The sequence below is a fragment of the Kitasatospora sp. NPDC054768 genome, assembly GCF_053612025.1.
The window spans coordinates 19,984-46,595 of the sequence record NZ_JBSHBN010000064.1 but is presented as its reverse complement, the minus strand read 5'-3'; the positions used below and the strand labels follow the sequence as shown (position 1 = coordinate 46,595).

Sequence of the window (26,612 nt, the reverse complement as noted above, 5' to 3'; positions counted from 1 at the left end):
CCTTCAATGTGGGGGGGGTGCCGCCGGTCCGTGTGTCGCGCGACACACGGCCCGGACCAGTGGCGCACGGGGGCCACCGGCGGGTCGGCCGCCGCCCGTCACGGGCGGAAGGTGCCCCAGCCGTCGTCCTCCGCCCGGGAGCGGTTGAAGTACGGCACCCGGTCGGTGACGGCGTTCGGCAGCCGGTCGCCGACCCGGTCCGCGACCGCGCCGGCCGCCCTCCCGGCCACCGCCCCGGCCTGCTGCCGGGCCCGGTCGGTCGCGCCCTGGACCGTGGGGTTCCGGGCGACCTGCCGGGTGACCCTGGCGATCTGTTCGTAGCGCCGGCGCCCGGCTCGCGAGCCGAGGACGTAGCCGGCCGCGAAACCCGCGGCCAACGACAGCTTCCACATGGTCGGATCCACCCTCTCCTGGCGGCTTCTGCCGCATTGCCCTACCCGTCCGTCGGGACGGCGAACCGTCCGCGCCCCAGCATCCCCGGCCCCGTCGCCGGGCGCGCGCGGGGCACGCCGGGCGGCAACCCGGGGGCAAGCCGGGAAAGCGATTGGCGGACCACCCCCCCGAGTGCGCTAATGTATGTCCCGCAGCGAGCGCCGAGGAGCCCGGGACACCGGGGGCCGAGGCGGGAGCCGATCCCCCATAGCTCAATTGGCAGAGCAGCCGACTGTTAATCGGCAGGTTATTGGTTCGAGTCCAATTGCGGGAGCTGCACCGGGTCCGCCCGGTGACTGCTCAGAGCGAAGGCCCCTCGGTCGACCGGGGGGCCTTCGTGTTGTCGTCGCCCGGTCCCGCGGCGTGACGTACGCGACACCGCCCGGCTTCCCCCCGGATCCGCCCGTGCGCCCGGTTCCGGTCCCGCGGCCGGCTCCCGGGTCAGGCGGTCGCCTTCCGGTAGAGGTCGGCGACCCGCTGGTCGAAGGTGACGCTGTACGAGGTGCCGGGGGTTTCCCCGCCCTCCTGGTAGCCGCCGATCACGCCGATCACCGTGCCGTTCGCGGCGACCCACGGGCTGCCGCTGGTGCCGTCGGTGTAGCCGCCGCAGTCGAAGCGCTCCTGGGTGGCGCTCTGCGAACTGGTCCGGGCCGCGCAGGTGATCGGCTCGTCGCTCTCGTTCGGGTAGCCGGTGACGGCGACGGACAGGCCGAAGCCCTGGCCGGTGCCGATCGGATTGCCGCCGACCGCGTCCTCGACCTGCCGGCCGTCGACCGTGCCCACCGTGACGAAGGCCACGTCGTACTCGGGGTCGTCGCCGGCCGCCCAGCGCGGGTCGACGGTGATCGCCTGTACCGGCCAAGTCCCGTACGGCGTGGACCCGTTGCGGTAGCCGGGGGTGAACACCAGGCCGTCCAGCAGGCCGATCCGGCGGGTCTGCACGCAGTGCGCCGCGGTGACCAGCAGATTGCGCCGGGGGCTGTGCACCACGCTCGCGGTGCAGGCGCGCGGGCCCTGGGCGGTGCGGATGGAGAGGGTGCCGATCCGGTCCCGGGCGGGGCTCTGCTGCGCGACCTCGGCGGTCGGCGCCCCGTCCTGCCCGCCGCACGCGGTGCCGGCGGCCAGCAGCAGGGCGGCCAGCGCGGCCGTTCGTGCCGTGCGCGGGGGCCGCGGCGGGCGGGAGGCCATCGGGGCTCCGTCTCGTTCCTCGGGGCGGGCACCGGGGCCGTGCGTTCCGCCGTTCGTGAGGAAGATCTACCAGGCCGTGCCCGGCGGCGCCACCACCGCGTGTCGGGTCCGCCGCGGATCAGCCGGTGGCGCGGTCGTACAGGGCCTGGACGCGGTCGCCGAAGTAACTGCTGTACGAGGTGTCCGGGCTGTTGCCGCCCTCCTGGTAGCCGCCGATCACGCCGACCACGGTGCCGGTCCTGGTGGCCGGGTCGAAGTCGGTGACCCACGGGCTGCCGCTGGTGCCGCCGGTGTAGTCGGGGCAGTCGATCCGCAGCTGGGTGGGGCTCTGCCGGTCGGTGGTGTTGGAGCAGGTGATCGGGACGCCGCTGCTGCTCGGGTAGCCGGTGATCTTCACCGGGAGCCGGTAGCCGCGGTTGACGCCCAGTCGGTTGGCGCCGAGCACCTGCTGGACCTGGCGGCCGTCCTGCGCCTGGACGACCGCGAAGGCGACGTCCATGTCCGGGTCGGCGTGGTCGTTCCAGCCGTCGTCCACGGTGACGGTCAGCAGCGGCCAGACGCCGCTGGGGGTGTCGCCGTCGCGGTAGCCGGGGACGAAGACCAGATCGCCGCGCCGCCCGAGCTTCGGGTCCCAGACGCAGTGGGCGGCGGTGACGACGAGGTTGAGCCCGGCACTGTCGACCACACTGGCGGTGCAGAAGTGGTCGCCGTCGGCGTTGCGGGTGAACACCGCGCCGACCAGGCCGTTGAGCACGGTGGGCTTGGCGGTGCGGGTGACCCCGGTGTGCCGGCCGACCGCTCCCCTGAGCCGTTGCCGGTTCCAGCCGTGGCTGTCGACGGAGGCGGAGGAGGCGGTGGGAGGTGCCGAGGTGACGGTGGGGGTGCCCCCGCCCGGGCCCGCCGCGGTGGTGCAGCCGGCCGCGACCAGCACCAGTGCGAGCGTCGCGGCCGCCGCCCCCGTCCCACGAGTCGTCATCCGCCCAGGCTGCCCCGAACGGGTGCCCCGCCGCCACCCGGGCTGCGCCGCCCGGGAGGCGCGTACCGTCGCGCACCCAGCTGGCCCCCGGCGCGCACCACGGGTGATCGACCGGCTATGCTGCCCGGGACGGCCTCGCTGGGGCCGTCTGCTGCTGCCGTGCCGACGACCGGCGCGTGCGGCGAACCGGGGCGGTAGCTCAGCCGGTTAGAGCAGGGGACTCATAATCCCTTGGTCGTGGGTTCGAGTCCCACCCGCCCCACCTCGAACAACAGACTGGGCGTCAGCCCAAAGGGTACTCTGACCTGGTGAAACATCAGAGCTCTCAGCTCAGACTGTAGGGCACGCTCCCGCCAGCAAGGGTCTGGCACGCCGAGATTCACCCCGGTTGGGGAACAGGTGGGGAACGGCCGGGGGCTTCAGTCCCTCGAAGCCCGCGCCAGACCGCCGGCAGACCTGGCTCGCGAGCAGCCCGCCAACTGGGTCAGGGCTCTCCCCTCCAGGTGGATCGGTCCGCGTGCCAGATGAACCCGAATCCTCGGAAAGACCCACGTTGCGCCTGTCGGCACGGCATTCTCTGTGGCGGAATATCGAACGCAGGAACGGGGAGGGGCTGTGCAGCGAGGTGACGCAGAGTGCGCGGCAGGGCTGGACCCGGCAAAGGACACCTCCTCTTAGGCCGGTCGCGCGGCCGCCCTGACTGCTGCGCTACACGGCATGATCGCCCCGGTGCGTGGTCGTTGGCCGACCTGGGTCCCGAATCTGGGAGGTGCGGGCCGCCACTGTGCCTTGTGGCTGATACTGGTCCTGGCAGAGACTTCATCAGAGACGGAGGGGGTGATGACGTGGCAGTGATCAAGATTGAGATCGATGGTGGGGTCTTCTTGGTCGAGCTCGATGATGCGGATCTGGAAGCGGCTGGCGAGGCGCTCGGGACTTCTTCACCAGCCGAGACGATCAAGGCGGCGGTAGCGGATGCCGTAGCGCGATCGAGAGCTCAGGCCGCTTACGACGACATCTCGAAGATGCTTGAGGACGGCGACGTTGACCTTGGCTCGCTCATCGAGGAGGACCCGGACGATGGTGGCCACGAGCACGGCTCCGTAGACCTTGCCGAGCGCATTCGCAACGTGCGTCGCGCTGCACAGGGCAAGTTGAACGTGCTGCCTGAGGCCCGACTTTGTGCTCCGCCCCGTGGTTTCCTGGACACGTCTCTGATCGCACGTGAGGTCGAAAGAGTGATCTCTGATCTGCGGCAGTTGCCCATGCCTGAGGACAGTCCGACACTCCGGTCCGTGCGGGGTCTCACGCGCGAAGCGGAGCTCAGGAGCAGCATTCTTCAGGCGCTGAGTATGGGCCGGGTTGCGGCGCACGTACGCCCAGCGGCTTGGCGTCCCGCGAGCGTGATCCCGAGGCATCACGGGAGTGAGGCTGAGTCCTCCGCATGATCCAGTACCTCGTAGACACGTCGGCTGCTGCTCGGTATCTGCACAAGAAGTCGCTGTATCCGGCGTGGATCGGGCCGATCGACTCAGGGCTTGTGGGGATGTGCCAAGTCACCCGGCTGGAGATGGGTAAGGCTGTGCGCCGCGCTGGCGAGCGGGACCGGTACTTCAGGAACCTTGAAACGATCTTTCCGCCGGTTGAGATGCACAAGGACGCTTATGACGAGGCGGAGCTGTTGCAGCTGAAGCTAACCGACTCTGCTGCCCATGAGTCGGCCTCACCGGTGGACCTACTGCTTGCGGCGAACGCTCGGCTCATGGGCATGGCGGTCCTGCATGTGGACAAGGATTTCATCACCCTGGACCGGATCTGCGGGTTGCCGCAGAAGCGGATGGACACCACGGCGCCCTGAGTGTCGGCATCAGCAACCCCCGGCCGATGGTGGCCGGGGGTCCCCGCTGTGAAGGCGGGATGCTGGGCAGCGGCTAGCTACCTGTTTAAGAGTGGCGCCCAACGATGGTGATCTTGACGTGGTGTGCCAGCCACGCAGACGAATGCGAGCTAGCCCTCTCTACACGCTGCCGGTCACCTTCTTCTCGCGGAGCCGCTTGAGGGCTGCGAGGCGTCCGCCGCTGGCTGGGCGCGGCTGGGCCGCTGGAGCAGGGGCCGGAGCCGGCGGAGAGGCCTGTGCCGGTATGTCGATGGGCTCGGCGCTCGGGGTGGCCGTGGTGCGAGCGGGCCCTGCTGGAGCAACGGGGGCCTGGCGGCCGGAGCGGGGGACGATGGCGAGCGAGGCTTCGGCCCGGAGCCTCTTCGCCTCGGGGAGAACGTTGGTGTAGGTGTCCATTGTGATCTTGATGGTGCTGTGGCCGAGTTGTTCGGAGATCTCCTTGGGGTCCGATCCGCTGGCGTGGGCGATGCAGGCCGCGCCGTGGCGGAGGCCGTGGAGGGTGATCGGTGGCAGGCCGGAGAGTTCCACGAGGCGCTTGAACCGTTGGGTCAGGAAGTCGGGGTGGTAGCCGGAGCCGTCTTCCTGGGTGAAGACCAGGCCGGTGTTCTGCCAAGCCAGGCCTGCCTTCTCGCGCTGCTCGACCTGGAGGACGGCGCGCTTCTCGAAGAGGCGGGCTGACTCGCTGTCGAGGTCGAGGATGCGTTCGGAGTCGGCCTTGGGAGTTGTGCCGAACAACTTGTAGGCGATGGAGACGATCTGACGGCTGATCGTGACCGACATGGCGTCGAGGTCGACCTCCGTCCACGGTAGGGCGCAGGCCTCACCACGGCGCGGGCCTCTCAGGGCCATGAAGTGCCACAGATCGAACAGGTCGTCGTTGACGACGAAGTCGAGGAACTCGCCGGTGAGCTGAGGGGTCCAGACCATCACCCTGCCGGGTATCTCGCCGGTCTCGCGCCAGCGGCGCACACGGCCGGGCGTCCACAGCATCGGCTTGGGCGGGTTCGCCTTGGGCAGCTTGACCAGCTCGGCCCAGTTCTTCTTCACCTCCTCGGCGCGCACGGCGTCGCCGAGGGCGGAGGAGAGCGTGGCGCGGATGCGGTACTGGGTCTGGACGTCGGTGACGCGGCGCATCTTCTTGCGCTCAAGGGCAAGGAGTTCGCGGGCCTCGTGCCAGGACGCTCGCAGAATCTGCCGGTCCTCCTTGCTGGAGGCAGCTCGCCAGGCTTGCCGCTTGTTCTCGCAGTCCTGTGCGAGCAGGGCTACGTACTCGCGGTGGGCCTGGATGGTGACGTTGCGGTCCTGGATCGCCGCGAACATCTGCTCGATGTGCCTCTTGCGGATCTTCTTGCGGTCGATGCGCCCGATGTAGGGGGCGATGTGCAGGCGGATGTGTTCGCGGTACTTGGCGACCGTGGACAGTGCGACGTCCGTCTTCTTGTCGGCCCAGCGGTTCAGGTAGGCGCCGAACGTCTCTTCCACGTCGACGTCCAGGCCGGCCTGGTAGTCGTCCCAGACCTCCTTGCATGCCTCGGCGGCGTCGTCCTGGGTTCGGAAGCCTCCCTTGCGGACGCGGATCGCCTCCGTGCCGGTGTCGTCCTCGATGAGGAGGAAGTAGTACCAGGAGCCGTGGTTGCGCTTCTTCTCCAGGTCGGGGCAGCCGGTGCCGAGGTCGCCGATCCTGTGGGTGCCGTCGTCGTTCAGGACGGGCTTGCCCTTGTCCTTGCCGCGGCGGTGGTGCAGCGGGCCCTTGCACCCGCACCGCTTGTAGGTCCTCTCCTCGAACATGGGCCAGCCTTCCCCTTTCACCTTGACGGCGTTAACTGAGTGGCTACGGAGCGCAACTCGAATGTGTGTTCTATTCTGCCTTGATCTTGATCAGGTGTACACGCAATACCCCTTCTGTTCTTGGGCTTTGTCGGACGGCCTCGGGCTGTCGTCGGGCTTCGCCGCGGCTGTCGCCTGGCATGCGCGGGGCGCTATCCTTGACCGTCTGGCGCTTTCCGCACCCGTCTTTGCCGGAGTGGGTAGGCTGGGCGTAGTTGGCGCGGGGGAGAAACGCGACGACTCGAAATGAAGATCGACAAGACCGGTGAGACGCAGTCGGAGCCTGGGCGCGGCATGACCCTGGAGCAGGTGAGGAGCCTGCCGGTCACCATCAACGTGGTGACCGCGGCGAGGGCGCTGGGCGTGGGTCCCAACACGGCGTACGCGGCGATCCGCGACGGTGTCTTCCCGCTGGACATGATCAGCGTCGGGGGCTCGAAGCGGGTCCTCACCGCATCGCTGTGGAGGCATCTCCAGATCGAAGGCCTTGTTGCAGCTTGATACCCGCAACGTGATGGAGACTCCTCCAAGGGTCTCCATCATGTAATGGGTGTCCGGATGGGAAGGGACGCAGTGGCGGCGAGGCTCTTCGGGTTCACCCCCGACAAGAGTGCCCTGGTGGCGGACGAGGCACAGGCCCTGAGGGAGGCCGTGGAGCACCGAATTGACGGGGGTACCCGCGCCAGCGCCGCCGCGCACCTCAACGCGCTCGGCTTCGTCGGCACGCTCGGCTCCGCGTTCACCGGCAAGACCTTCGCCCGGCTGTGCCGCAATCCGGCCATCGCCGGGCTCAAGCCCGGCCCGGGCGGCAGGCTCATCGACGCCGGACATCCAGGTGCCGTCACCCCGGCCAAGTTCGCCCAGCTCCAGGCCATGGACGCGGCCGAGGACGAGAAGCGCGACACCAACCGGAAAGCCAACCCCCAGCCCGACTACGACTACGCCTTCAGCAGCAACGACCTCGTCGTGTGCGGCCTGTGCGGCGCCAACCAGCAGGGTCTGCGCACCAACTCCGGCAACCCGGGCTACTGCTGCTCGGCCGGGCCCCGCGCCGACCGCCCCGGAGACTGCGGAAAGGTCCGCATCTCCGCCCGGCTTCTGGAAGACCACCTCGGCGAGGAGATCGTCGCCCGACTGCTGGAACCCGGCACGCAGAAGGCGCTGGAGAAGGCGCGCGGCGAGCTGGAGAAGCAGCTCGCGGTCGCCAAGAAGGAACTGGAGACGGTCAGCCAGGGGCTCGACAACCTCGGCGGAATGGTGCTGCGCCACGAGATCACCGCGGCGAGCGCAGCCAAGGCGCGCCAGGACGGTGTCCAGCAGCAGAAGGCCTTGCGCCGTCGGATCCGCATCCTGGAACGGGCGGCCGCCACCCCGGTCAGCGGGGATATCCACGAGCTCGTCCAGTGGTGGAACTCGGCGCCTTCGGAAGCCAAGGCCGGTCTTGCGATGCTGATGCTCCACCGGGTCGACGTGCACCCCGGCGGCCAGGGAGCGCGCACGCTCAAGCCTGGCCGCGTCGTGCTGTGGTGGCGGGACCGGCCGGCACCGCCACCCATCCGGCGCGCCGGCTAGCCGCCGCCCCCCGGCGCCGGTCACCGGCGGGTGACGGCGCGTGGGGTGGAGCAGACCGCGATCCCGGAGAACAGGCTCAGGGCGAACAAGCCCGCGCTGGACTGGCTGATCGCGTCCTGAAGGTCGGTGCTCCACGAGGCGCCCGCCGCCTGCGCGACCGCGACGAACGCGCCTTCGGTGGCGCCCCACACCGCGCAGGCCGCGCCGCCGACGGCGATCAGCGCCTGTCCCATGCCAAGGACGCGAAAGCGGTGGCCCGCCCGGATGTTGTCGAGAGCCAGAGGCGTGCAGTCCCGCGCGATGGACGCCCCGATCAGTGCCCAGTACGCATCCGTAATCAGCAGGTAGGCGCCCACACCCCCGTCGTCTGCGAAGGCGTTGGTGAACTCCAGCGCGTTGCTGTTGGCCGCCGCGAACACGGTGGTGGCCGCTGCGGCGACGACCCCGGCAACGCCGAACCGGTACCTGAGCGCGGCCGTCCGGGCCTCGGAGGGGATGGTCCAGGCCACCAGCAGGACTCGGATCGCCACGAGCGAAACGATCCCGCACATGTGCGACAGCAGCATGTGGAGGTTGTCGACGCCGAAAGCCGAATCGAGACTGGTTGAGATGCCGGGCAGTGTGAGGAGGAGGGCGACCAGGCCGGCGCCTGCGGAGGTGGCGCGACTCCAGCGGGCCAGGGAGCGGGTGTTGCCGCCTGGTCGGGCGCCGCGGCGCAGCGTCATCCGGGTCACGACGATGGCGGTGACGCATAGCGCGACCAGGGCGGCGCCCAGCAGCAGTGCTGCGATATGCACGGTGGAACTCGTTTCGGTTGCTGCCGCGGCGGCGGCGGGTTGAGCAGGAGTGGGCGGGGCCTAGCAGTTCAGGAACAGCTCTGTCTCCCGGCGGCTGGCCTCGGCGGCCTCGGCGCGCGACAGGCGCCGGCGGCGGCGCGTCTTGGTCGCGGCGTCGGTGGTGGCCGTGTCCAGGCCGCGTGCTTCGCGCAGCGCGCGGGCGGCTTGAAGGAGCGCGTCGGCTCCGCTCTCTCCGAGCTCGGCCACCAGGCGTAGGGCCTCGCGGGCTGCCGGGTGCTCGTAGTAGACCTCCAGCGAGGTCAGGTCGTGCTCTCCCGGCATCAGGTACGGAGGCGGGCAGTCGAATGCGTCGGCCAATCCCATGAGTGTCTTCAAGGGGGGGTTGACCTTAGTTCCGGAAAGCGTGGCGTGAATCACCGTGTGATCCAGTGAGGGCTTTCCGTTCTCGTCTGCTGTGCGCGATGCAAGATCACGTGTGGTGGGGGGCTTGTCGCCTTCCCTGGTGAGTCTTCCGCGTAGGTACTTGAGCTTGCCTGCGAGGCTCCATAGCCCGTCGGCCGTATCGGCTGGCGTGGTCATCGGAGTCCCCCTGTTGTTCGCCTATGAGCGATATCTTGTTGGCGATCGGCAACAGGTACCGTACATGCCGACGGGGTTGGGAATCCAAAGGATCTTCCTTTGACAGTTTTGTTGATCTCGGTGCAAGCTGTGGCCGTCGGTCGCATCATTCGACCAGGTCAGCGGTCTGATGGTCTGCGGTGAACGGCACCGCTGGTCGGGCCGCGCAGGCTCGCTGTCGGGCCGGTGTGCTGGCGTGAGGGGACTTTCTGGTGGCGATCAGCTGTGCGGGTGTGCTGCGCGTACTCGCGGAGCGACGCCGGGCCGGACTTGTCGCCGAGTCCGAGAGTGAAAGCCCTATTTCTGGCGGGTTCGCTGCCGATGCCCTCATCCTCCTCGCGGGGGGCGGGCGAATCGATCTTCGGGATTCCGAACCGCCGGAGGCGGATACCGGGGGTGGCGTCGAAGGCAATTCCTCCGCCTGACGGTCGCACTGTTCCGGGGCGAGGCCATTTCGCGCCTGAGGCTCGGTTGAGGTTGCTTCAGATTTCTTTCTGCCGAGATTGCACCCCCACTCTGAATGAGTATAAAATAGAAACACGAAGAGGGGGTCAGTCCCTCGAAACCTGATGGGAGTTGCACCATGGCGAAGATGCTCAAGATGAGCCAGATCCACCCGAACCCGAACCAGCCGCGCGAGTACTTCGACGACGAGAAGATGGCCGAACTCCGCTCCTCCATCGAGGAGTTCGGCGTCCTCGCGCCGATCGAGGTCCGCCGGCGCCCCCAGGGCGGCTACGAGATCGTCATGGGCGAGCGCCGCTACCGCGCCAACGGAGAGGTCGGCAAGACCACCATCAAGGCGGAGATCGTCGACACCGTCAGCGACATCAAGGCCTTCCGGCGCAGCGTCGCGGAGAACGTCAACCGCGCCGACATGACCCCCCTGGAGGAGGGCCGCGCCTTCCAGCGCATCCTTGACGAGGACATCAACGACGACGGCAGTGCCCTCACCGACGCGGACGTCGCCAAGGCGTTCGGCAAGACCACCCGCTTCGTCAGGATCCGCATCCAGCTCCTCGACCTCGTCCCCGCCGTCCAGCACCACCTGACCCACGGTCACATCGGCCTCGCCGCGGCCCACCGCATCTCCGAGCTGACGCCGAAGAACCAGCAGGCCGTCATCGAGAAGTGGGCCAAGGGCGAGGGCGAGAACGGCCGCAAGATGGACGAGAACGAGCTGCTGCACTTCGCCCACCAGGTCCGCGAGCAGGAGCGCCAGCCGTCCATGTTCGACGTCGAGGAGCTGACCGAGGAGCAGCGGACCTTGCGAAGCGCCGCCCGGAAGGCCACCTGCAACAAGCTGGACCAGATCGAGAAGGTGCGCGGCCTCCTGGAAGAGCTCGCCAAGACCCCCGTTGAGGAACTGGCCGTGGCCTTGGAGGGCGAGATCGGCGCCCGCCTGGAGCAGCTGGAGCGCACCGCCAAGAGCATCCAGGACGCCAAGTTCCAGCTGCGGCAGGCCAAGGCCCACGCCGACGCCCGCCAGATCGTCGCCTCCAGCGCGGCCACGGCCCCCACCCTCACTGTAGTGCCCGACCAGGACGGCGACGCCGAGCAGGGGGAGCCGGACGCCGGCGCCGACCTCGACGCCGAGTTCGCCACCATGCTCGCCGCCGTCGCCGCCGAGACCACCCACGACGCCGAGCGTGACGCGGCGCCCGACATCGCCGATACCTCGATGCCCGTGGCCGCCTGACCCGGACGATCCAGGCGGCCCCACCGGGGCCGCCGGTCACGGACCGAGAATGCCCCGCCCCCCGCAGGCCTCAAGGACCCCCAATGCTTCCCCGTCTCGACACCCCGGTGGCGCTCGCCGTCGCCACCGACCCGCAGGTCCAAGCCGCCCTGGAACGGATCGCCGAAGGGAGCCACGCTCTCCACCGGGCGCTCGCATGGCTCGGAGCTACCACCCCGCGACTGGATGGCATGCTGCCTCAGCTCGCCCCGGAACTCGCAGACCATGCCGCGCGGACGGGCCACGCCCGCTACAAATGACTCGCACCAACCCGCGCACGAAAGGTACGGACATGCCCCAGCCCGACTGGCTCCAGATGCCCCCCGCCGCCTGGTACGGCACCGGCCAGCAGGACGCCCTGTTCGACCCTCCCGGTCGAGACCCGAACAGCGACGACTTCGGGACGACGCCGTTCGACGGCTGCACCGTAGAGGAGCTGAGGCCCGCAGACAGGCCTTCCGCAAGCCCCCTGACTTGTATGGGGACTCTTTGATGATACTGTCAGCATGTCGTCGGAACCTGTGGGTACGCCCCATCCGGACCCACCCCCTACGACATGCGCCGTGACACCCCTCTCACGGTCCTGACAGGCGGCACTCCCCCCGCGCCCCACCTGCCAGGAACGGGCAGCTCCCAAGAGCACGCCACGAGAGGACAGCCAGCAAGCACGTCACGACCAGGCCCGCCCGACCCCCCGTCGGGCGGGCCTGCGCATGCCCAAGGAGCACACCACCGTGCACGACACCTACACCACCCACGGCGCCGCCGACCCCGAGGCCTACGCCCGGCTCATGCAAGAACGCTACGGGCCCCTGTCCGCCCTGCGCGCCGAACAGCACAGACCAGCCCCACCACCTCTGCCGGCAGCCCGGCCCCGCCGCCACAGCAACCGCTGGCCCGACCCCCAAGCCGCCTGGCACCGCGACCAACTCCTCCAAGCCCTCCACTCCCACCAGCAGAGGAACAAGAAGTGACCACCGACTCGAACACCCAGCCCGAGCGCATCCCGCCCCGCCCCGGAGCCGTCTGGTGCAAGGCTTGCGACTCCTGGTGCGACCCCATCTCCAGCCTCTGCCGCTGCAACAACCGATGACCACCCACCAGGTCGCCGCCGGACAGGAGTACGAGGCCTGCCACCCCGACCACGAACAGCGCCGCATCCGCGGCCTCACCGTCACCGGCAACCGGGCCGAGGTCGAAACCCTCGGCCCGGCCCGCCGCCCCCACATCCTCCTGAACCCGCTCCACCCGACAGCCACCGCGGCCAACGGCCAGCCACGCAGAACCGGCTACCGTCTTCTCGAACCACCAGCGGAACGGAGCCCGAAGTGACTGACAATCCCGCCACCACGCGCCAGCGGGCCAACGCCAGCACCATCACGGACCCCGAACTCGACCGCCTGTGGCAGCGCGCCGAAGACGCCGAGGCCCGACTCCAGGCCGCCGCCGACCTCATCACCGCCGGCCACACCGCCTTCACCGACCGCATGGACATAGTCCGCCGCCTCTGCTCGGGCGAGATCACCCCACAGCAGGCCCTGGATATCGACCGAGGCGACGAATGACCACTCCGACCTCTCGGCCGACCCTCCAGCTCGGGCTCCTCGCCTCGGGGTGGGCCGACACACTCCAGGAGACTGTCCACACCGCCGTTGCCCTGGAACGCTACCGCGCCGACGCCGCAGCCCTCGGCCTCGCCGACCGCGCCGACGCACTGCTCGCCGAAGCCCGAGGCGGCGCGGTCGGCTCTACGTCCACAGCAGAGCACCTTGCCGCGGCTCGGCAACTCCTCTATGCGGAGGTCATCGATGGCGGCCGCGCCGCGTAGGTCCGCACCGAGCGCGGCAAGGGGGCGTGGAAGTCGACTTCCACGCCCCCTTCTTCGTCCGCCAAGGCAAGGCGAACGGCAAGCGGTAGCCGTCGTGGCGTCGGCGTAACGGCCAGCGGGGGAGGCCTCTCCCCGCCGGGTGGCGGACCCGTCGGAGGCCGCTCACCCCTCCGACGATCATCAGGCTGGCACCGCCTGCTCCTGCAGTCCAGGGGGCACTCGGCGCACCATGCGGGGCGTGCGGTGTCGCCGCCCGCGCCCCCTTGATGGAGCCGCTGACCGCAACCTACGGGAGCGCCCTGGCGTACCGGGGCCATCGTCACCGAGAGAATCCCGGTGCCGGCTTGGCGTCGTCCTACTACGGTGGCCGCAGACAGCAGCTGGCAGTGGAGTAGCCCGTGATGACCCAGGCACAGATAGAGAAGCGGCTTCACCTTGCCGAGGTCGACCACGGGGAACTGGCCACGCTGCTGATGTTCGAGTTCGGCTCGTCCTCCACGGCCGACAGCAAGCGGGTGTACTACCCCGACGCGACGCCCGGCGCCCTGCTCCTTGAGTACTCGGGCAGCAAGATCTGGCGCATCCTGCCCCAGCCCGGCCTGACGGACCAGGTCGTACTCGACCTCGAACAGCGAGTGCAGGAGGAGCTACTGGCTCCACCTGTGCGCAAGGTCGCTCGCTTCATCCTCTACTCCGGGAAGCGAGCGCACGGCTACTGGGCGCACGGCGACCGGCTGGTCCTTCGCCAGCCGCCGCCGCAAGCACCGCAGGCCCACGAGTGGTCGGAACTCCATCCCCTGCTGTGCGAGGTCGCCTACGAGGGCGCCAATGAGCACCAGCTCGACTCGTACCGTCGCCAGCGGGCCGCCCGTCACACCAAACTGCTGTTGACCTTCCTCATCCCCGGCTTGACGGACCGCGCGGAACCGTCGCTCCGGACCGCGTGGGTGCTCCCGGCGGTGGCCATCCGCGAAGCTGAGCCCGATTCGGTCTGCATGCAGCAGATCCATCTGATCAAAGGCTTCGACGCCGTGGGCGGAGACCTCGCAGAACAGGCAGACCTCCCGGCCATGCCTGTCGCCGATGATCTGTACGAGGCCATGCCCTGGGAGCGAAGCCTCGACCCTGAACTGGTCCTCCCGGGCACCCTCGGAGCCGACATCGACCGGTTCCAGGCCCTCTCCCGGACCGGTCAGCGCGAGTTCCTGCGCGCGGCCTTCTGGCACCACCAGGCCCGTCTGCTCCGTCACCGCAGCCACTCCGCGAGCTACCAGGCGCTGGTCCAGTCGATCGAAGTGCTGGCCGCCGCGACCCCGACTTCGAACGGAGCGCGCAAGCAGTTCAAGGCGTTCCTCCAGGATTATGTCCACGGGAGCTGGGACGGCGCCGATGAGCTGTACCGCCTGCGCTCCCTCATCGCCCATGGCAACACCCTCATGCTGGCCGACGAAGAGGAGTTCGGCCTCGGTCCCAACCCCCGCGCCCAGGAGGAGAGACGGCTGCACGACCAAGCAGAGGCCGTGAGCCGTGCAGCCGCGATCAACTGGCTTCGCGGCCTCAAGACAAATCCTGCCGTGAGGGTTTGACGGCTGACGCCTTCTCGTACCGCTGCTCCACTGCCCTTGATAGCGATGTCGAGGATCGTCTGACAGACGGGAGGCGGGTCCGATAGATCTATACGAGTGAACGACTCCAGGCCCAGCGAGCCCAACCCCGAGGACGGCGAGCCCGCCTCCTTCGCCGAGAAGGCGAAGAACCTGTTCCAGAAGCACGGGGGCACGATCCTCGCGGTCGGCGGCGTCATCGGTCTCGCGGTCCTTGCCTCCATCGCCGTCGCCTCGCTTCCCCCGACGCCGGACGCTGAGACGCCGGACATCGAGGACAGCGAGCCGTCCCCTGGTCTCGAAGACGCTGGTCAGTCGAAACGCAAGGGCCCTGCCGGGCACGATGTAGATGCGACGGTGGTGAAGCTCCCCGCAGGTCAGAACGCCAGCGAGGAGCGAAGGTCGGCGTACAAGGAAGAGAAGGGGGAGGATCTCCCCGAGGGGCACACCTACCGCTCCAAGCATCGTCGGGGCGACCAGGAGGAGAACGGGGGGCTCGGAGAGGCCGCGGCCTGAGCTCCTGGTCGCAGCTCACTGCCAGCCGGACGACGGGGCTCCGGGCCGACCGTCTAGGCTGTTGCGGCGTAGGGCGCGGGGATTCGGCCTACGAAGGACCAGCTCGTGCCTGCACCGATCGACCGGATCGTTGACTCCCTGCTGCCTCTCGCCGTCCCGATCGGTGACCTGACCCGGTACCACCGAAACCCGCGGCGCGGCGACGTCTTGGCGGTTGCCGAGTCGCTGCGGGTCCACGGCCAGTTCAAGCCCATCGTCGTGAACAGGGGCTCGTTCACGGGCCGCCCCAACGAGATCCTGGCCGGCAACCACACCTGGGACGCTGCCCGCGAGCGAGGCTGGGAGCAGATCGCCGTCTCCTGGGTCGACGTCGACGACGACGCGGCGGCGAAGATCGTCATCGTCGACAACCGCACCAGCGACTTGGCCGGCTACGACACCGAGCTGCTGGCCGACATCCTCGGCTCCCTCCCCGACCTGGACGGTACCGGCTACGACCAGGATGCCGTGGACGACCTCCTCGACGGCATCGAGCTGCCGTCCCAGCTCGCCGCCGAGACCACCGACCGCGAAGGCGACAAGACCGCCGACGAGCACCTCCAGTGGGGCTTCGTCCAGTGGGGCACCACCCGCGTGCAGATCACCAAGGACGAGGTCGAGCGGCTGAACAACGTCCACGACGCGTTCTACACCTCGCGGGGGACGGACACCGGCTTCGCGCACTACCTCCTCGACCAGCACGAGGCGCAGCTGGAGGCCGCAGGTGCCTGAGTTCGTAGAGGCCTACGCGATCGACGGGCTCAAGCCGGCCCCCTACAACCCGCGCCGCCTGTCGGAGGAGGCGTTCGGCCGTCTCCAGCAGTCCCTGAAGCTGTTCGGCTGCGTGAAGCCGGTGATCGTCAACGGCAACGGCATCCTCGTGGCAGGCCACCAGCGCACCAAGTCCCTGAAGGCGATCGGCCAGACGCACGCGCCGGCGATCCTCCTCGACGGCCACGTCTCCACCCAGGACGAAGTGCAGTTCAACCTGCTCCACAACTCGATCGAGACGGACGGCTCCAAGGTGCGGGTGCCCGAGGTCGGGCCGGACGCGCACGGCTGGGAGTGGATCCGGCCCGAGGACGTCACCGCGGTGTCCCGCTCCAACCCCGCGATCCAGGCGGAGATCCGCCGACTGGTCACCCGCTACGGCACCTGGGGCTCCGTCGTTGCCGATTCGGCCGGCAGGGTCATCCTCAACAACGACTACGCGGTGGTGGTGGCCGACCTGAAGCTGCCGCTGCTGTGCTACCGGCTGTCCGTGCAGGAAGCCGACGAGCTCGCGGTGTGGCTGGACGGCGACTACGGCGTGTACGACTACACCCAGCTCGGCATCCGCGCCTACAACCAGCACTGGTGCCAGATGCACCGCCTGGGTGGCGACGAGGGCGACTCCAACCAGAGCACGACGTACAAGCAGCACGTCCTGCCCGCGCTGCGCCCCGGCCAGCGCGTCATGGACTTCGGCGCCGGGGAACTGGCGTACATCCAGAGGATCAAGGCCCAGGGCTGGGACGCCCACTGGTACGAGCCGCACGTCAAGGCCGCCGGCAAGCAGAACGCCCTGGACGTGGCCGCCACCGTCAGCCACATCCGCGACCTTCAGCGGGACATCCCCGCGAACGGCCTGTACGACGTCGTCGTACTGGACTCGGTGCTCAACTCGGTCACCAGCGTGGAGTTCGAGAACGCCGTGGTCGCCACGTGCAGTTCGCTGCTCGCCAAGGACGGCACCTTCTACACCGGGACCAGGTCGCTCGGCTCCGTGGCGCGCAGGGTCGGGGGCAAGAAGGCCCGCAACAACGGCCGGTACCGGCGCAGCATCGAGTTCCTGGACGAGAACGGCTTCACCGCCAGCTTCCGCGCTGGCGTGTGGACGATGCAGCGGTTCCACGACCCGGACTCCCTCCGAGCGTTGATGGGCCGCTACTTCGATGAGGTCGAGATCCGCGGCAACCCGAACGGCAGCAACATATATGCGGTGTGCCGCAGGCCGAAGGTGTTGCCGGAGGAGGAGAGGCGGGTGGCGCTGGAGCTGGAGTTCAACATGGAGTACCCCGGCTCGTACCGGCACAATCGGCACCGGCCGCTGGTGGAGGCCCTGATGCGGGCCTGTCGGGAGCGTGACGGCGGTTAGGCAACCAACCCCTGTGAGTATAAAATATAAACAGCAAGGTTTCTTCAACTCACAGATAGGACCACCGAGTTGCCGTCCATCACCCTCCTGGTAGGGGAGCGCAAGTACCGGTACCTGTGGCTCAAGTACGTCACCGGCATCGACCTCAGCCGCCACTGCGCGGTTGCCCTCCATGGCCGCTACAGCCGGCACATCGACGAGACCACCCGCGAGGTCACCGTCGAACTCGACGAGTTCCCCCACGCCCTCGCCTGGTACCTGTGCGGCGTCACCTCCAGCCCCTACAGGTGGGAGGACAACCCTCACCTCGCCCTCGAACTCGCACCCGGCCACACCCAGGACCTCGCGGTGCACGACCTCATCGTGCACCTCGACGACGTCCGGCCCATCCCCTTTACCGACGCCGATATCCCTGCCGACGACCCCCACGCCCGCGACCACACCTTCCGAACCTGCCGCAACTGGCAGTTCGCCCACTACCTCCACGACAGAGGCGTCCCCAACGTCCACGGCGACCGGCCCCGCGTCACCACCCTGCGGCCCGGCAACGGGCAGGGCGAACTCCTCCCGCGGCCACCCCGCACCGTGAAGGCCAGAGGCGAGGGCGCCGGCAGCACCGGCGCGTGGCCTGCCCGCCAGGTCGACCAGCACCAGCAGCTCGGCCCCGCCGTACACCAACCGCAACTCGGCGAACTCCAGCAGCCCCTGGACGCCCAGAGGCCCACCGACTCGATCGCAGAACACCCCCACCGGGCGGACCGGTAGCCCGGCCCGCCGGCCCCACCCGGGGTAGCCCGCCCCACGGGCTGCCCCGGGTGCACTGTCTGTGCCCCGCCGTACCGTGGCCCCACCGCCACCCGTGCCTACCACCGACGTACCCGAAAGACCTGCCGATGTTCACCGCCGCCGAAGCCCCGGCCGCCCACCGAGAAGCCCGAGAGCGCCGACACCGCACCCGTGAGCGCGCAACCATCACGCCGGGCGAGGTCCCGGCCATCCTTGCCAACGCCACCGCGCCGGGCGACGACCTCCTGATCAAGCTCAGCCTCTACACCGGGCTTCGCCTCGCGGAGATGGACGAACTGATCGGATCCGACATCACCACCAGAGGCGACCGCCACTACCTCACCGTCGAAGGCAGGACGGCGCTCAGGACCATCGCCCTCCCGCGCATCGTCGGCGCCGCCGTCGAAGCCGCCCGCCCCGGCCTCCAGCCCAGAGACCTGCTGGTCCTTCCCCACCTCAACTGCGGCGGCGCTGCTGCCCGCAGGCTGCGCGCCATCCTCCGTGCAGCCGGAACGGCCCACACCACAGCCCACGCCCCGCGCGGGCACCTCCTCGACCTGCTCGGAGCTCAGAACGACCTGCCACCTGCCCACCGCCGGGCCTACCTCGGCGTCCACGGCTCCGATTCCGGTGCGCTTCCGGACGGCTGGAGCGAGCCGATCGCCGACCGCATCGACGAACTCGCCGCCTCCACCGTCGGGTAACAGTCGTGGGCCCGCCGACCGAGGCTGGCGGGCCCCTTCGGGAAGGGCTCCGCTCATAGGTTGTCCGGCCGATCGCTGATGGTGCGCACATATCGACGCGGCATCTCAATGCAATGCTCTTGGGCTCCTCAAATCTGGTGTCCCAAGGGTTGAGCTGGGGTAGTTCCTCGACCTCTGGCCAAAACGGAGGTCAACCAGTGTCCGACCCTGACAACGTTGCCCGCGTCATCGCCGGTGGCAGTGCTCTGGCGGCCGCCTTCAATCTGGCTGTCTCGCACGCCACTTATCGGAGGAAGCGACCCTCTCTGTGGTTCAAGGTCAAGGTCGAGCCAACGTTCACCAATCGCTATGGAGTCCTTGAGGACGTTGGTGTGCGCTTTCTTGTGACGCTACACAATCGCGGTGAAGCACCCCTGCGAATCGAAGGGGCAGAGTGGCAAGTGAGGTTCGACGAAAGGCCACGCACGCTGAAGCTGCTCCTGTTCCGACGCCTTCCCTGGTATTTCCATAAGCGTACCGACCTTCGCCCGGTTGAAGGCGACTTCCCGATCGAGCTTGCGGGCTTTGAACGACGAGAGGTAACCGCCGACTATCCCTCCTGCCATGGAGACTGGTCCGGACCTGAAGAGATGAAGGGGCGGTTGACGATCCGTCTCCCCGGAGGGGTAAAGCTATCCGATCGCTGGAGGAAGCCATTCTTCTTCGCATGCACCTGCGAAGAGTGCCAGCCGCCAGCCGGTGTTCAACTGAGCTTCGATGACCTTGAAGACTAGGCCAGGCCCGCGGCGCTCTGGGCAGCCGGTGGTGCCTCCCGAACTTCAGCGGGGGCCTCGGCGCTGGCCTGTCACCAGGTCGCGGGCAGGTGGAGCGGGCTGCGGGTGACCGTGCCGCGCCGCCAGCGGACGTCGTCGACGCCGACGGTCAGGCGCAGCGAGGGCAGGCGCCGGGCGAGGTGGTGAAGGGCGAGGTGGAGTTCGGCCCGGGCAAGCCACGTCCCCAGGCAGTAGTGCCGACCCGCACCGAAGGACAGGGACGGGTTCGGCAGAGGAGTGAACAGGTCGTCGGGGTCGCCGGGAAACGCCTCGGGGTCGCGGTTGGCGGCCACACGGTCCGCGGTGACGAGTTCCCCGGCCCGAACCGTCACGCCGCCGAGGTCGACGTCTTCGACGGCCACGAGAACGCGGCCGCGTTCCACCCGATCGCCGATGGGGATCCGGTGGAGCACCTGCTCCGTGAGGAGCGCGGCGGCGTCCTCGTCGGCGCCGAGCCGGGCCCAGGTGTGCCGCTGCTCGGTCAGCAGGTAGAGCAGAGCGTTGCTGATCACGGTCATGGTGGTGTCGTGGCCGCCGACGACCATGGTGGCGATCAGGTTGACGAGCTGGGCTTGGGGGATGCCGCCTTCGAGGTCGGAGGCCTGGACGATGGAGCTGACCACGTCGTCGCCGGGTGCGCGTCGTCGCTTGAGGATCAGCTCGGCGGTGAAGGCGTTCAGCTCGTCCCGGGCGTGGCCGCCCGGCTCTGCCGTCGCGTCGATGTCGGCGAAGGCATGCTGGGCCCAGTAGAGGACCTGCTGGATGGGCACGTCATCGATGGCGAGGAGCCGGTGGATGACGGCGCAGGGCAGCGGCAGGGCGAAGTCGGCGACGAGGTCGGCGGGCGGGCCGTGTTCGGCCAGCTCGTCGAGCAGGCCGTCGATGACCGAGGCCACCCACGGGCGCAGCCGGGCGATCGCGCGCGGGGTGAAGGCGCGGCCGATGGCGCGCCGCAGGCGCAGGTGCGAATCGCCGTCCTGCTGGCCGATGGCGTCGCGGCTGTCCAACAGGCTGGGGCCCTCGGAGACCGGGGCGGCGTCCGGCACGTGGAGCGGCGAGCGGCCGAAGCGGGAGTCGGTGAGGACCTGGCGCACGTCGTGGTACCGGGTCACGAGCCACACGGGCGTGCCGTCCGGCAGCTGCGTGAGCCGAGGCGGCCCGGGGACGGGGGAAGCGATCCGGTGCAGGGGGACGGCGAGGTCGGAGGACACGATCTCTCCTGTTCTGCTGCTGGGATGGCGGCCCCGAACGACCGGGCCCGCCTAGTCCGTAGGCCTCATGATTCCGGGCTGAAGCCGTATATGCGGTCAAGTCGGGCGAACGTCGCCTGGTCGACGGGATTCGGGTGATTTCCCGGCGTTCCTGGTGCCTTGGGTGCTATGAGCGTGCGACATGCTTCGCCCTGATCGGTGGCGAGTCCGTCGGCCGCACTCCTGTCATAGGCCTGGGGTCTCGCCCCTTGGACGACCTATGTATGGGATACATAATGGGGTTCATGGGCCAGGAACACGATGAACTCGGAGCCGCGCTCGCCAAGTTCGAACAAGCAGATGCTGTGTGGCAAGCGGTCAAGGCGGTACTCGACTCCGCCGCATCCGACCGTGCGGACGCGATGAAGGGCGTCGTCGACCTGGTCGGCCAGACCGCAGCCGCACCGCTGCTCAACCTCGACCAGAGCACCATCAGCCGCACCCTCGCCCGGCCTCGCGAGCCACGGAAGATCCCCATTCCCCCGGGGATGTTGGACCTGCTCACGCAAGACGCCCGGTTCCAGACCCGCGGCCTGCTCTTCGGGGATCAAGAACCCCCAGGACAGGCGCTCCGCGACAGCTGGGCGCAGCTCCTCGAAGCCAACAAGAGTTGGGACGGCGTCCCGAAGCGGCAGAAGTCCGAGAAGACGAAGCCGAAGAAGGACGGCAAGGGCAAGACCAGCAAGTAGCGGGCCATCCCGCAGCAACACCCCACGAAGAAGGGGGCCAGCACTCCGGTGCCGGCCCCCTTCCCGCGTTCCCGAGAACCGGGCCGATTGCCCGCCGAACCGAAAGAGGAGCCCCCTTGAGGGAGAACCACCAGATGCTCCAGCTCGCGACCCTCGGCGCCGTGTGGGCGGTCCTGAGCGTCGCCCACACCCTGGCCGACCACGTGTTGGGCCAGAGCGATCACCAGGCCGCTCACAAGGCCGCACCGACCCGTGAGCAGATCGACGCCGGAGCCAGCCCCAGGCGCGGCTGGGGAGCGTGTCTGGCGCACGTCGGCCAGTACCACGCCGTCGTCGTAGGGGTGTACTGGCTTGTCGGCCTCGTTGTACCGCTGCCCGCGACAGGGCTCGGCGCCACCATGGCAATCGGCTGGTCCGCCTTCACCCACGCGATCCTGGACCGCCGATGGATCGTCCGCGCCATCTTGGAACGCACCGGCTCGCCGAAGTTCGCCACCCTGCAGTCAGGCGGCATCTCCGGGCCGTACCTCGCTGATCAGGCCCTCCACGCCACAGCACTCCTCGGGTCGGCCGTACTGCTCACCCGCCTGTGACAGAGACCGGCCATTGGTATCCCCGAGTGCGGCAACGCGGTTCACGGCCAGTCCGGTCAGCCCTCGCGCGCCCGGGCCGTACTCCTGCGGCCGGTCGACGGACCGGCCGATGGAGTTCGGCGCCGATGATTGGAGCCTCAGCTGTACAGGCTTCGGCGGCCGAAGCGGCCCAGCAGGCTGAGGGTGTCGTCTTCGTTCAGGCCGAGGGCTGAGGCGGCCTCCTCCAGGTCGATGTTGCGGCGGACTTCATGAGCGGGCCAGTAGGCGGCCCGTTCGGCGGTCACCTCCAGCTGGCGGGCGGCCCTCAGCGCCGCCAGCGGGGAGGTCTGTCCCAGTGCTTCGAGCTTCTCCCCGAGGAGGCGTACGAGTTCGGCGACATCGTCCGGCAGGGCGACAGCGGACTTGTCGACCTCGGCGGCGTGCCCGTCCCACTCCTGCTCGCATTCTGCCGCCAGGTCCCCGGCCGCCTCGTGGAGGCTCTGCTCGCCGATCTGGTCCCAGTCGAGCGGGTGCGAGGGGCCGGCCCAGCCGCAGGAGCACACACTGCGCAGCTTGTCCGCTCGCGGGGCGTCGTACGTGAGGTGGTCACGGCCGTCGTAGACGTACCACTGTGAGGTGGTTTGCCCGGCCCCGTGTTCCGTCGTCTGGATGTACACGGGCTTGGGAACGGTGCCGTCAGGTAGGAGCACACCGACAGAGCCTTCGTGCGAGGCCCCGAACTCGTCCGTTGTCCATGTTTCCCAACGCATGGCACCCCTCCAGTGATCCGCTTGTTCGTTGCGCCCGTTCGCCGGTGGCGCAGGATTGACGATCCCGCACCGGATGCTTGCGTACCACCGAAACCGCGAAATATCGTCCGTCCGGTGCGTCTTGCTTGGACAGCGCGCGCAGTTAGGTTGCCCGGTCGGGCGGCGGCGCTTCCCGACTTTCTGCTGCGCGGCGTCGGGCTGTGTCGTTGAATAGCGGTATGAATGCCGTGATACCTGGTGGCCTGCTGCGTCTCGGCCTTGCGGCGTTGGCGGCGGCGGGCCTGACTGGTTGCCTTCCGGAACGTTCGATCCGCTGGCCTGCCTTCACCGGTCCGGTACCGGATGAGATCATCTGGACGGGGCAGCCGTACCTGGTGGCCTGGGACGGTGGGACGGACAATCATCGCGTGCTGACCCTGTTCGCGGGTGACGAGGTCGCGCTGTTCGCGGTCCAGACCATCAGTGCCGCTGTCGACGGGTCCTCAGGCCAGTTCGTGTGGCTGGTTCCGCCGGATCTCCAACCAGGACGGTACGCGCTCGGGCTTGGGCCGAGACCGGGCGCCGGGACCAGCGGCATGTTTGAGGTGGTGAGCAGTGGCGGCGCGGTGCCCGTCCCGCACCCGAGGCCGCTGGCCCTCGCTGGCTGAGGCGAGGCCGCACGAGCGACGGGGGTCGGCGCGTCCGTCAGGCGATGGGTTGGGCGGGGGCATCGTCGATGTGGCTGAGTTGCTGGCGGGCGGCCACGCCAAGGGCATCCAGTACGGATCGGCCCAGACAGCGTGGGCGGCCTTCCGCTCGGCCTCGGCGAGGCGTGCTGACTGCGCCAGCTGTTCTTCGCTAAGGCCCTGCTTCGCGGCGGCCAGGTCGCCGTCCCAGCGCGGCAGCGAGGCCAGGAAGGCCAGACGCTCGTGCCGGGCAGCGGTCAGTGCCCGCTGCGCGCTTCTCGGCTGGCTGGTGAATTCGAACGTCTTCTGCTTGCCCACGGCAGAGTCGTACGGGCGCGTGACCTGTGACTGCGCTGCGCCTCTCCGCTGGTCTGCGAGATCGGCTTCTCCATCGGGGAGCGCCCGGACCGCCTACGTCCAGCGGTGGGCCGCGGCGGGGTGGCTGATGCTCGGCCTCATGGGATCGATCGCCGTCCTGTTCGAGATGGAGCCGGACGAGGTGCTGGGTCCGGACGGTGTGGAGCCGCAGGTGCTGGCCGTGCATGCCGCCGGTGCGGACCCCGATGTTCTGGAGGACCCGCTGTCGAGGACGTTGTGCGGTCTGGACACCGGTCCGATGGAGCACGCCCACTACCGGCCGGTGCGCCCGGGGGAACCCTGGTATCCGATGGCGCTGGCTGACCGGCGGTGCCTCGACTGCGAGCGGGCGCTGCGCTCCTCATGAGTGGGACACCACCCGGCCTCGCCCCGGAGAAGGGCGTGGCCGAGGTCGCTGCCTCGCTGTACGACCTTCCGCCCGGCGAGTTCACTGCGGCCCGGGACGCGGCGGTGGCCGAGGCCCGGCGCAGCGGTGATCGGCAGCTTGCCGCCAGGATCAAGGCGTTGCGCCGGCCGACCGTGGCCGCGTACGCGCTCAACCGGCTCGTACGGGATCACCGCGGTGAGGTCGGCGGAATGCTGGGGCTGGGCGAGGCACTGCGGCAGGCGCAGGCCCGGCTGGCCGGACCCTCGCTGCGGGAGCTGTCCACCCACCGGCACCGGCTGGTGGCTGCGATCACCGCTCGGGCCCGCGCCGCGGCCGGAGCCTCGGGAGTCCACCTCGGAGAATGTCCACGCCTGTCGCCATCAGGACAGTTCGAGCGGACCTGAGTTCGAATCCCAGTGTTCACGCAAGCAGAAATTGCGCGGTTTGGCCTCAATCACCTTGCGGGCCGAAAGTGCCGGTAGGTTGATGTTCGTGCCGATCAACCGGCACGACCCCGGGCGCGGTAGCCCCACCGCGCCCGGGGCTCGAACATAGAACCGACCAAGAACAAAGAGACGAAAACATGCTTGACCGATTCCGCGGTGCGCGGCAGCGCATTCTGTCGCACCCCGATCCCTCCCAAGCTAGCAGTGATTTCCCCCATGGCTGGGCCTTGCGCTCGTTTGAAGTAATCGATGTCGTCGGACGTTTAAGTGGCGTTCTCGCGGTCCCGCTCATCGTGTGGGTGGCGTTGGGCGAAGGTCCGGTCGCCGCTTCCCGGGCGGCGCTGCTCATGTGCCTGCTCCACGTCACCAGAGAGGTTGTGGTCCGAGTTCGGCGAGTGCGGATGATCTGACCACGGCGGGGCGGTTCTCCCCATCCGGGGAGGGGCGCCCCGCTCGCCTGTGCGGTGTCGGAGTCGATGAACGGCAGGAGGGCACATGCGCTCGCACTCACGAGGTCGAACCTCGGGTGGTGTTCTGGAGCCGGCGGTCCGGTACGGGAGTTCCCGGGCGCGCAGCGGCTTCGAGGGATTCGTCGAGCTGTATCGGTTGCAGTACGGGAGGTACGCGCGGGCGCGACTGGACGACGTTGCGGCTGCGGCGGAGGCCGTGGCGTGGACGTTCGGCTACGTCGAGGCTGGCTGGGAAGCGGTGCTGGGATGTCCTGAGCCGACCGCCGTGTGCTGGGCCCTGCTGAGGGATGCCGTTTCGCGGTGCAGCGTATCGGGGCGGCCGTCGGCGGACTGGCTGCACGCTGTTCTGCCGGCGACTTCCGCCGACGTGGTCGTCCTGCGCTGCAGGCTGGGATTCGATCTGTCGACGGCCGCCCGGCTGATGGGGGTCAGCGAGGGGGTCGTGGAAGTGGAACTGCGTGCTGCACTTCGAATCCTTGCGCGCACATGACACTCAATGTCGAGTCTTTGCACTCTAATTGAGCGGAGCTTGGCGGAGCAAGGTGGCGTGCGACCTGCGCAAATCCGCTCCCTTCCGCCATGGTGCGCTACCGGGTGCTTCGATCACCTGGTTGGCGTCGTGGTGAAACCGGCTGCCCATGCCTACGATTAGGCCCCAGCTTCCCGGGGAGCACCCCGGGTTGATCCGGCCACGGAAGGGGCACCGTGGGCACCGAGGGTGGGCACGGTCGTGCCATTGACACCTCTATCCCGAGTGCAGCACGCATGTACGACTGGCTGCTTGGCGGGGAGTTAAACTTCGAAGCGGATCGGAAGGCCTGTGAAGACCTCCTGAGGATCGCTCCCAGCAGTCGCGAACTGGCCCTGAATAACAGGTGGTTCCTGGAACGCGTCGTCGGCTTCCTTGCCCGCGAACGCGGCATCACCCAGTTCATCGACCATGGCTCCGGCCTGCCGACGAGGCCCAACGTGCACCAGATCGCGCAGGGCATCCATCCGGAGAACGCGCGGGTCGCCTACATAGACATCGACCCGATCGTGATCGCACACGGCCGCACCTCGCTGGACGTGAACAGCGGCACGCGCTTCATCGAGGCCAGCATGACCGACACCGATCGGATCGTCGAGCAGTCCTCCAGCGGCGGCTTCATCGATTTCAGCCGGCCCGTCGCCGCACTCTTTGTCTCAGTGATCCACTGCCTGAAGGACAGCGAGAAGCCCGGGGAAATGATCCGGCGCATGCGGGACCGGCTAGCCCCCGGCAGCTACATGGTCATCTGCCAGCTTGTGAGCGACGACAAGAAGGTCCGGGACGAAGTCACCAAGCTGATGGAGCAGGGTACGGGCGACCAGTGGGGCCGGGTCCGGGAGAAGCGGGACGTGCGCCGGTACTTCGACGGTCTGACCGTTCTCGAACCGTACTTGGTCGACGTCACCCACTGGCGGCCGGACAACGAACTCCGCCTGCGCCGTGCGCAGCAGACCCACGAGTGGGTGGAGTTCGGAGGTGTCGCCCGAATCCCGTGAGAACGGG

General features: G+C 68.8%; 32 protein-coding genes and 2 tRNA genes. 26 read left to right on the top strand and 8 right to left on the bottom strand.

Annotated features, from left to right (window positions below):
• Positions 1-98: 98 nt before the first annotated feature.
• On the bottom strand, positions 99-404 hold the full coding sequence (locus ACWGKU_RS20550; RefSeq protein WP_380347968.1) for a hypothetical protein: 306 nt from the start codon (positions 402-404) through the stop codon (positions 99-101).
• Positions 405-633: 229 nt separating this feature from the next.
• On the opposite strand from ACWGKU_RS20550, the gene ACWGKU_RS20545 reads away from it, so the two are divergent.
• Positions 634-706 (top strand) — tRNA-Asn (locus tag ACWGKU_RS20545).
• Positions 707-873: 167 nt separating this feature from the next.
• Here ACWGKU_RS20545 and ACWGKU_RS20540 read toward each other — a convergent pair.
• Positions 874-1,620: a trypsin-like serine peptidase gene (locus ACWGKU_RS20540; RefSeq protein WP_401051115.1), complete on the bottom strand. Its 747-nt coding sequence runs from the start codon at positions 1,618-1,620 to the stop codon at positions 874-876.
• A gap of 118 nt (positions 1,621-1,738) precedes the next feature.
• Positions 1,739-2,596 carry a trypsin-like serine peptidase gene (locus tag ACWGKU_RS20535; protein ID WP_452177185.1) on the bottom strand — a complete coding sequence of 286 codons (858 nt, stop codon included), beginning with the start codon at positions 2,594-2,596 and terminating at the stop codon, positions 1,739-1,741.
• A gap of 188 nt (positions 2,597-2,784) precedes the next feature.
• On the opposite strand from ACWGKU_RS20535, the gene ACWGKU_RS20530 reads away from it, so the two are divergent.
• The 3 genes from ACWGKU_RS20530 to ACWGKU_RS20520 all read left to right on the top strand — a co-directional run bounded on the left by ACWGKU_RS20530 (position 2,785) and on the right by ACWGKU_RS20520 (position 4,454).
• Positions 2,785-2,858 (top strand) — tRNA-Ile (locus ACWGKU_RS20530).
• 583 nt (positions 2,859-3,441) lie between these two features.
• Positions 3,442-4,044: a hypothetical protein gene (locus ACWGKU_RS20525; RefSeq protein WP_452177184.1), complete on the top strand. Its 603-nt coding sequence runs from the start codon at positions 3,442-3,444 to the stop codon at positions 4,042-4,044.
• Positions 4,041-4,454, top strand: a complete 414-nt coding sequence (locus ACWGKU_RS20520; protein WP_452177183.1) for a PIN domain-containing protein — start codon at positions 4,041-4,043, stop codon at positions 4,452-4,454. Before ACWGKU_RS20525 ends, ACWGKU_RS20520 begins: the two co-directional genes overlap by 4 nt.
• Before the next feature lie 159 nt (positions 4,455-4,613).
• On the opposite strand, the gene ACWGKU_RS20515 is transcribed toward ACWGKU_RS20520, so the two are convergent.
• A complete protein-coding gene (locus ACWGKU_RS20515) occupies positions 4,614-6,281 on the bottom strand; it encodes a tyrosine-type recombinase/integrase (protein WP_452177182.1) in 1,668 nt (555 codons plus the stop codon).
• A 285-nt stretch (positions 6,282-6,566) separates the two neighbouring features.
• Here ACWGKU_RS20515 and ACWGKU_RS20510 point away from each other — a divergent pair, with 285 nt between their 5' ends.
• Positions 6,567-6,821, top strand: a complete 255-nt coding sequence (locus ACWGKU_RS20510) for a DNA-binding protein (protein WP_452177181.1) — start codon at positions 6,567-6,569, stop codon at positions 6,819-6,821.
• A 57-nt stretch (positions 6,822-6,878) separates the two neighbouring features.
• The gene (locus ACWGKU_RS20505) at positions 6,879-7,892 is read left to right on the top strand and encodes a recombinase family protein (RefSeq protein ID WP_452177180.1); all 1,014 of its coding nucleotides are present in this window, start codon (positions 6,879-6,881) and stop codon (positions 7,890-7,892) included.
• A 20-nt stretch (positions 7,893-7,912) separates the two neighbouring features.
• Here ACWGKU_RS20505 and ACWGKU_RS20500 read toward each other — a convergent pair whose 3' ends face one another.
• Together ACWGKU_RS20500 and ACWGKU_RS20495 are read right to left on the bottom strand one after the other, a co-directional pair.
• Positions 7,913-8,689 carry a hypothetical protein gene (locus ACWGKU_RS20500; protein WP_452177179.1) on the bottom strand — a complete coding sequence of 259 codons (777 nt, stop codon included), beginning with the start codon at positions 8,687-8,689 and terminating at the stop codon, positions 7,913-7,915.
• 60 nt (positions 8,690-8,749) lie between these two features.
• Positions 8,750-9,046: a hypothetical protein gene (locus ACWGKU_RS20495; protein WP_452177178.1), complete on the bottom strand. Its 297-nt coding sequence runs from the start codon at positions 9,044-9,046 to the stop codon at positions 8,750-8,752.
• Positions 9,047-9,890: 844 nt separating this feature from the next.
• On the opposite strand from ACWGKU_RS20495, the gene ACWGKU_RS20490 reads away from it, so the two are divergent.
• The 13 genes from ACWGKU_RS20490 (at position 9,891) to ACWGKU_RS20430 (ending at position 19,432) form a co-directional block, all read left to right on the top strand.
• Complete coding sequence (locus tag ACWGKU_RS20490; RefSeq protein ID WP_452177177.1) at positions 9,891-11,006, top strand: ParB/RepB/Spo0J family partition protein; 1,116 nt, start codon at positions 9,891-9,893, stop codon at positions 11,004-11,006.
• A gap of 752 nt (positions 11,007-11,758) precedes the next feature.
• The gene (locus ACWGKU_RS20485; protein WP_452177176.1) at positions 11,759-12,019 is read left to right on the top strand and encodes a hypothetical protein; all 261 of its coding nucleotides are present in this window, start codon (positions 11,759-11,761) and stop codon (positions 12,017-12,019) included.
• Positions 12,016-12,138, top strand: a complete 123-nt coding sequence (locus tag ACWGKU_RS20480) for a hypothetical protein (RefSeq protein WP_452177175.1) — start codon at positions 12,016-12,018, stop codon at positions 12,136-12,138. The genes ACWGKU_RS20485 and ACWGKU_RS20480 overlap by 4 nt, the downstream gene beginning before the upstream one ends.
• Positions 12,135-12,377 carry a hypothetical protein gene (locus ACWGKU_RS20475; RefSeq protein ID WP_452177174.1) on the top strand — a complete coding sequence of 81 codons (243 nt, stop codon included), beginning with the start codon at positions 12,135-12,137 and terminating at the stop codon, positions 12,375-12,377. Before ACWGKU_RS20480 ends, ACWGKU_RS20475 begins: the two co-directional genes overlap by 4 nt.
• Entirely contained in the window at positions 12,374-12,610 is a 237-nt protein-coding gene (locus ACWGKU_RS20470) for a hypothetical protein (protein WP_452177173.1), read from the top strand. Before ACWGKU_RS20475 ends, ACWGKU_RS20470 begins: the two co-directional genes overlap by 4 nt.
• The gene (locus ACWGKU_RS20465; protein WP_452177172.1) at positions 12,607-12,873 is read left to right on the top strand and encodes a hypothetical protein; all 267 of its coding nucleotides are present in this window, start codon (positions 12,607-12,609) and stop codon (positions 12,871-12,873) included. Before ACWGKU_RS20470 ends, ACWGKU_RS20465 begins: the two co-directional genes overlap by 4 nt.
• A gap of 401 nt (positions 12,874-13,274) precedes the next feature.
• A complete protein-coding gene (locus tag ACWGKU_RS20460) occupies positions 13,275-14,459 on the top strand; it encodes a hypothetical protein (RefSeq protein WP_452177171.1) in 1,185 nt (394 codons plus the stop codon).
• Positions 14,460-14,555: 96 nt separating this feature from the next.
• A complete protein-coding gene (locus ACWGKU_RS20455) occupies positions 14,556-14,993 on the top strand; it encodes a hypothetical protein (RefSeq protein ID WP_452177170.1) in 438 nt (145 codons plus the stop codon).
• 105 nt (positions 14,994-15,098) lie between these two features.
• Positions 15,099-15,764, top strand: a complete 666-nt coding sequence (locus tag ACWGKU_RS20450; RefSeq protein WP_452177169.1) for a ParB N-terminal domain-containing protein — start codon at positions 15,099-15,101, stop codon at positions 15,762-15,764.
• Complete coding sequence (locus tag ACWGKU_RS20445) at positions 15,757-17,169, top strand: methyltransferase domain-containing protein (protein WP_452177168.1); 1,413 nt, start codon at positions 15,757-15,759, stop codon at positions 17,167-17,169. The genes ACWGKU_RS20450 and ACWGKU_RS20445 overlap by 8 nt, the downstream gene beginning before the upstream one ends.
• A gap of 69 nt (positions 17,170-17,238) precedes the next feature.
• Entirely contained in the window at positions 17,239-17,934 is a 696-nt protein-coding gene (locus tag ACWGKU_RS20440; RefSeq protein ID WP_452177167.1) for a hypothetical protein, read from the top strand.
• A 128-nt stretch (positions 17,935-18,062) separates the two neighbouring features.
• Positions 18,063-18,659, top strand: a complete 597-nt coding sequence (locus ACWGKU_RS20435) for a hypothetical protein (RefSeq protein ID WP_452177166.1) — start codon at positions 18,063-18,065, stop codon at positions 18,657-18,659.
• Between the two features lie 197 nt (positions 18,660-18,856).
• Positions 18,857-19,432, top strand: a complete 576-nt coding sequence (locus ACWGKU_RS20430; protein WP_452177165.1) for a hypothetical protein — start codon at positions 18,857-18,859, stop codon at positions 19,430-19,432.
• A 71-nt stretch (positions 19,433-19,503) separates the two neighbouring features.
• Here the strand turns inward: ACWGKU_RS20430 and ACWGKU_RS20425 are convergent, their stop codons facing one another.
• Complete coding sequence (locus tag ACWGKU_RS20425) at positions 19,504-20,682, bottom strand: cytochrome P450 (protein WP_452177164.1); 1,179 nt, start codon at positions 20,680-20,682, stop codon at positions 19,504-19,506.
• Between the two features lie 284 nt (positions 20,683-20,966).
• Here ACWGKU_RS20425 and ACWGKU_RS20420 point away from each other — a divergent pair, with 284 nt between their 5' ends.
• Both ACWGKU_RS20420 and ACWGKU_RS20415 read left to right on the top strand, forming a co-directional pair.
• On the top strand, positions 20,967-21,410 hold the full coding sequence (locus ACWGKU_RS20420; protein ID WP_452177163.1) for a hypothetical protein: 444 nt from the start codon (positions 20,967-20,969) through the stop codon (positions 21,408-21,410).
• 116 nt (positions 21,411-21,526) lie between these two features.
• Complete coding sequence (locus ACWGKU_RS20415; RefSeq protein WP_452177162.1) at positions 21,527-22,003, top strand: hypothetical protein; 477 nt, start codon at positions 21,527-21,529, stop codon at positions 22,001-22,003.
• A 137-nt stretch (positions 22,004-22,140) separates the two neighbouring features.
• Here ACWGKU_RS20415 and ACWGKU_RS20410 read toward each other — a convergent pair whose 3' ends face one another.
• Positions 22,141-22,659: a hypothetical protein gene (locus ACWGKU_RS20410; RefSeq protein WP_452177161.1), complete on the bottom strand. Its 519-nt coding sequence runs from the start codon at positions 22,657-22,659 to the stop codon at positions 22,141-22,143.
• A gap of 311 nt (positions 22,660-22,970) precedes the next feature.
• Between ACWGKU_RS20410 and ACWGKU_RS20405 the strand changes: the two genes are divergently transcribed.
• The 5 genes from ACWGKU_RS20405 (at position 22,971) to ACWGKU_RS20385 (ending at position 26,605) form a co-directional block, all read left to right on the top strand.
• Positions 22,971-23,399, top strand: a complete 429-nt coding sequence (locus ACWGKU_RS20405; protein WP_452177160.1) for a Ser-Thr-rich GPI-anchored membrane family protein — start codon at positions 22,971-22,973, stop codon at positions 23,397-23,399.
• Between the two features lie 475 nt (positions 23,400-23,874).
• Positions 23,875-24,141: a hypothetical protein gene (locus ACWGKU_RS20400; protein WP_452177159.1), complete on the top strand. Its 267-nt coding sequence runs from the start codon at positions 23,875-23,877 to the stop codon at positions 24,139-24,141.
• A complete protein-coding gene (locus ACWGKU_RS20395; protein ID WP_452177158.1) occupies positions 24,138-24,566 on the top strand; it encodes a hypothetical protein in 429 nt (142 codons plus the stop codon). Before ACWGKU_RS20400 ends, ACWGKU_RS20395 begins: the two co-directional genes overlap by 4 nt.
• A gap of 537 nt (positions 24,567-25,103) precedes the next feature.
• Positions 25,104-25,568 (top strand): hypothetical protein, encoded by a 465-nt coding sequence (locus ACWGKU_RS20390; protein ID WP_452177157.1) that lies wholly within the window; start codon positions 25,104-25,106, stop codon positions 25,566-25,568.
• Between the two features lie 215 nt (positions 25,569-25,783).
• Positions 25,784-26,605: an SAM-dependent methyltransferase gene (locus ACWGKU_RS20385; RefSeq protein ID WP_452177156.1), complete on the top strand. Its 822-nt coding sequence runs from the start codon at positions 25,784-25,786 to the stop codon at positions 26,603-26,605.
• Positions 26,606-26,612: the final 7 nt, after the last annotated feature.

Coding starts and splice junctions, on each gene's coding strand:
- ACWGKU_RS20515 (WP_452177182.1), bottom strand. CDS start 6,281: ATGTTCGAGGAGAGGACCTACAAGCGGTGCGGGTGCAAGGGCCCGCTG.
- ACWGKU_RS20540 (WP_401051115.1), bottom strand. CDS start 1,620: ATGGCCTCCCGCCCGCCGCGGCCCCCGCGCACGGCACGAACGGCCGCG.
- ACWGKU_RS20485 (WP_452177176.1), top strand. CDS start 11,759: ATGCCCAAGGAGCACACCACCGTGCACGACACCTACACCACCCACGGC.
- ACWGKU_RS20490 (WP_452177177.1), top strand. CDS start 9,891: ATGGCGAAGATGCTCAAGATGAGCCAGATCCACCCGAACCCGAACCAG.
- ACWGKU_RS20390 (WP_452177157.1), top strand. CDS start 25,104: ATGCGCTCGCACTCACGAGGTCGAACCTCGGGTGGTGTTCTGGAGCCG.
- ACWGKU_RS20435 (WP_452177166.1), top strand. CDS start 18,063: ATGTTCACCGCCGCCGAAGCCCCGGCCGCCCACCGAGAAGCCCGAGAG.
- ACWGKU_RS20510 (WP_452177181.1), top strand. CDS start 6,567: ATGAAGATCGACAAGACCGGTGAGACGCAGTCGGAGCCTGGGCGCGGC.
- ACWGKU_RS20465 (WP_452177172.1), top strand. CDS start 12,607: ATGACCACTCCGACCTCTCGGCCGACCCTCCAGCTCGGGCTCCTCGCC.
- ACWGKU_RS20460 (WP_452177171.1), top strand. CDS start 13,275: ATGACCCAGGCACAGATAGAGAAGCGGCTTCACCTTGCCGAGGTCGAC.
- ACWGKU_RS20420 (WP_452177163.1), top strand. CDS start 20,967: ATGGGCCAGGAACACGATGAACTCGGAGCCGCGCTCGCCAAGTTCGAA.
- ACWGKU_RS20535 (WP_452177185.1), bottom strand. CDS start 2,596: ATGACGACTCGTGGGACGGGGGCGGCGGCCGCGACGCTCGCACTGGTG.
- ACWGKU_RS20405 (WP_452177160.1), top strand. CDS start 22,971: ATGAATGCCGTGATACCTGGTGGCCTGCTGCGTCTCGGCCTTGCGGCG.
- ACWGKU_RS20475 (WP_452177174.1), top strand. CDS start 12,135: ATGACCACCCACCAGGTCGCCGCCGGACAGGAGTACGAGGCCTGCCAC.
- ACWGKU_RS20520 (WP_452177183.1), top strand. CDS start 4,041: ATGATCCAGTACCTCGTAGACACGTCGGCTGCTGCTCGGTATCTGCAC.
- ACWGKU_RS20505 (WP_452177180.1), top strand. CDS start 6,879: ATGGGAAGGGACGCAGTGGCGGCGAGGCTCTTCGGGTTCACCCCCGAC.
- ACWGKU_RS20400 (WP_452177159.1), top strand. CDS start 23,875: ATGGGATCGATCGCCGTCCTGTTCGAGATGGAGCCGGACGAGGTGCTG.
- ACWGKU_RS20395 (WP_452177158.1), top strand. CDS start 24,138: ATGAGTGGGACACCACCCGGCCTCGCCCCGGAGAAGGGCGTGGCCGAG.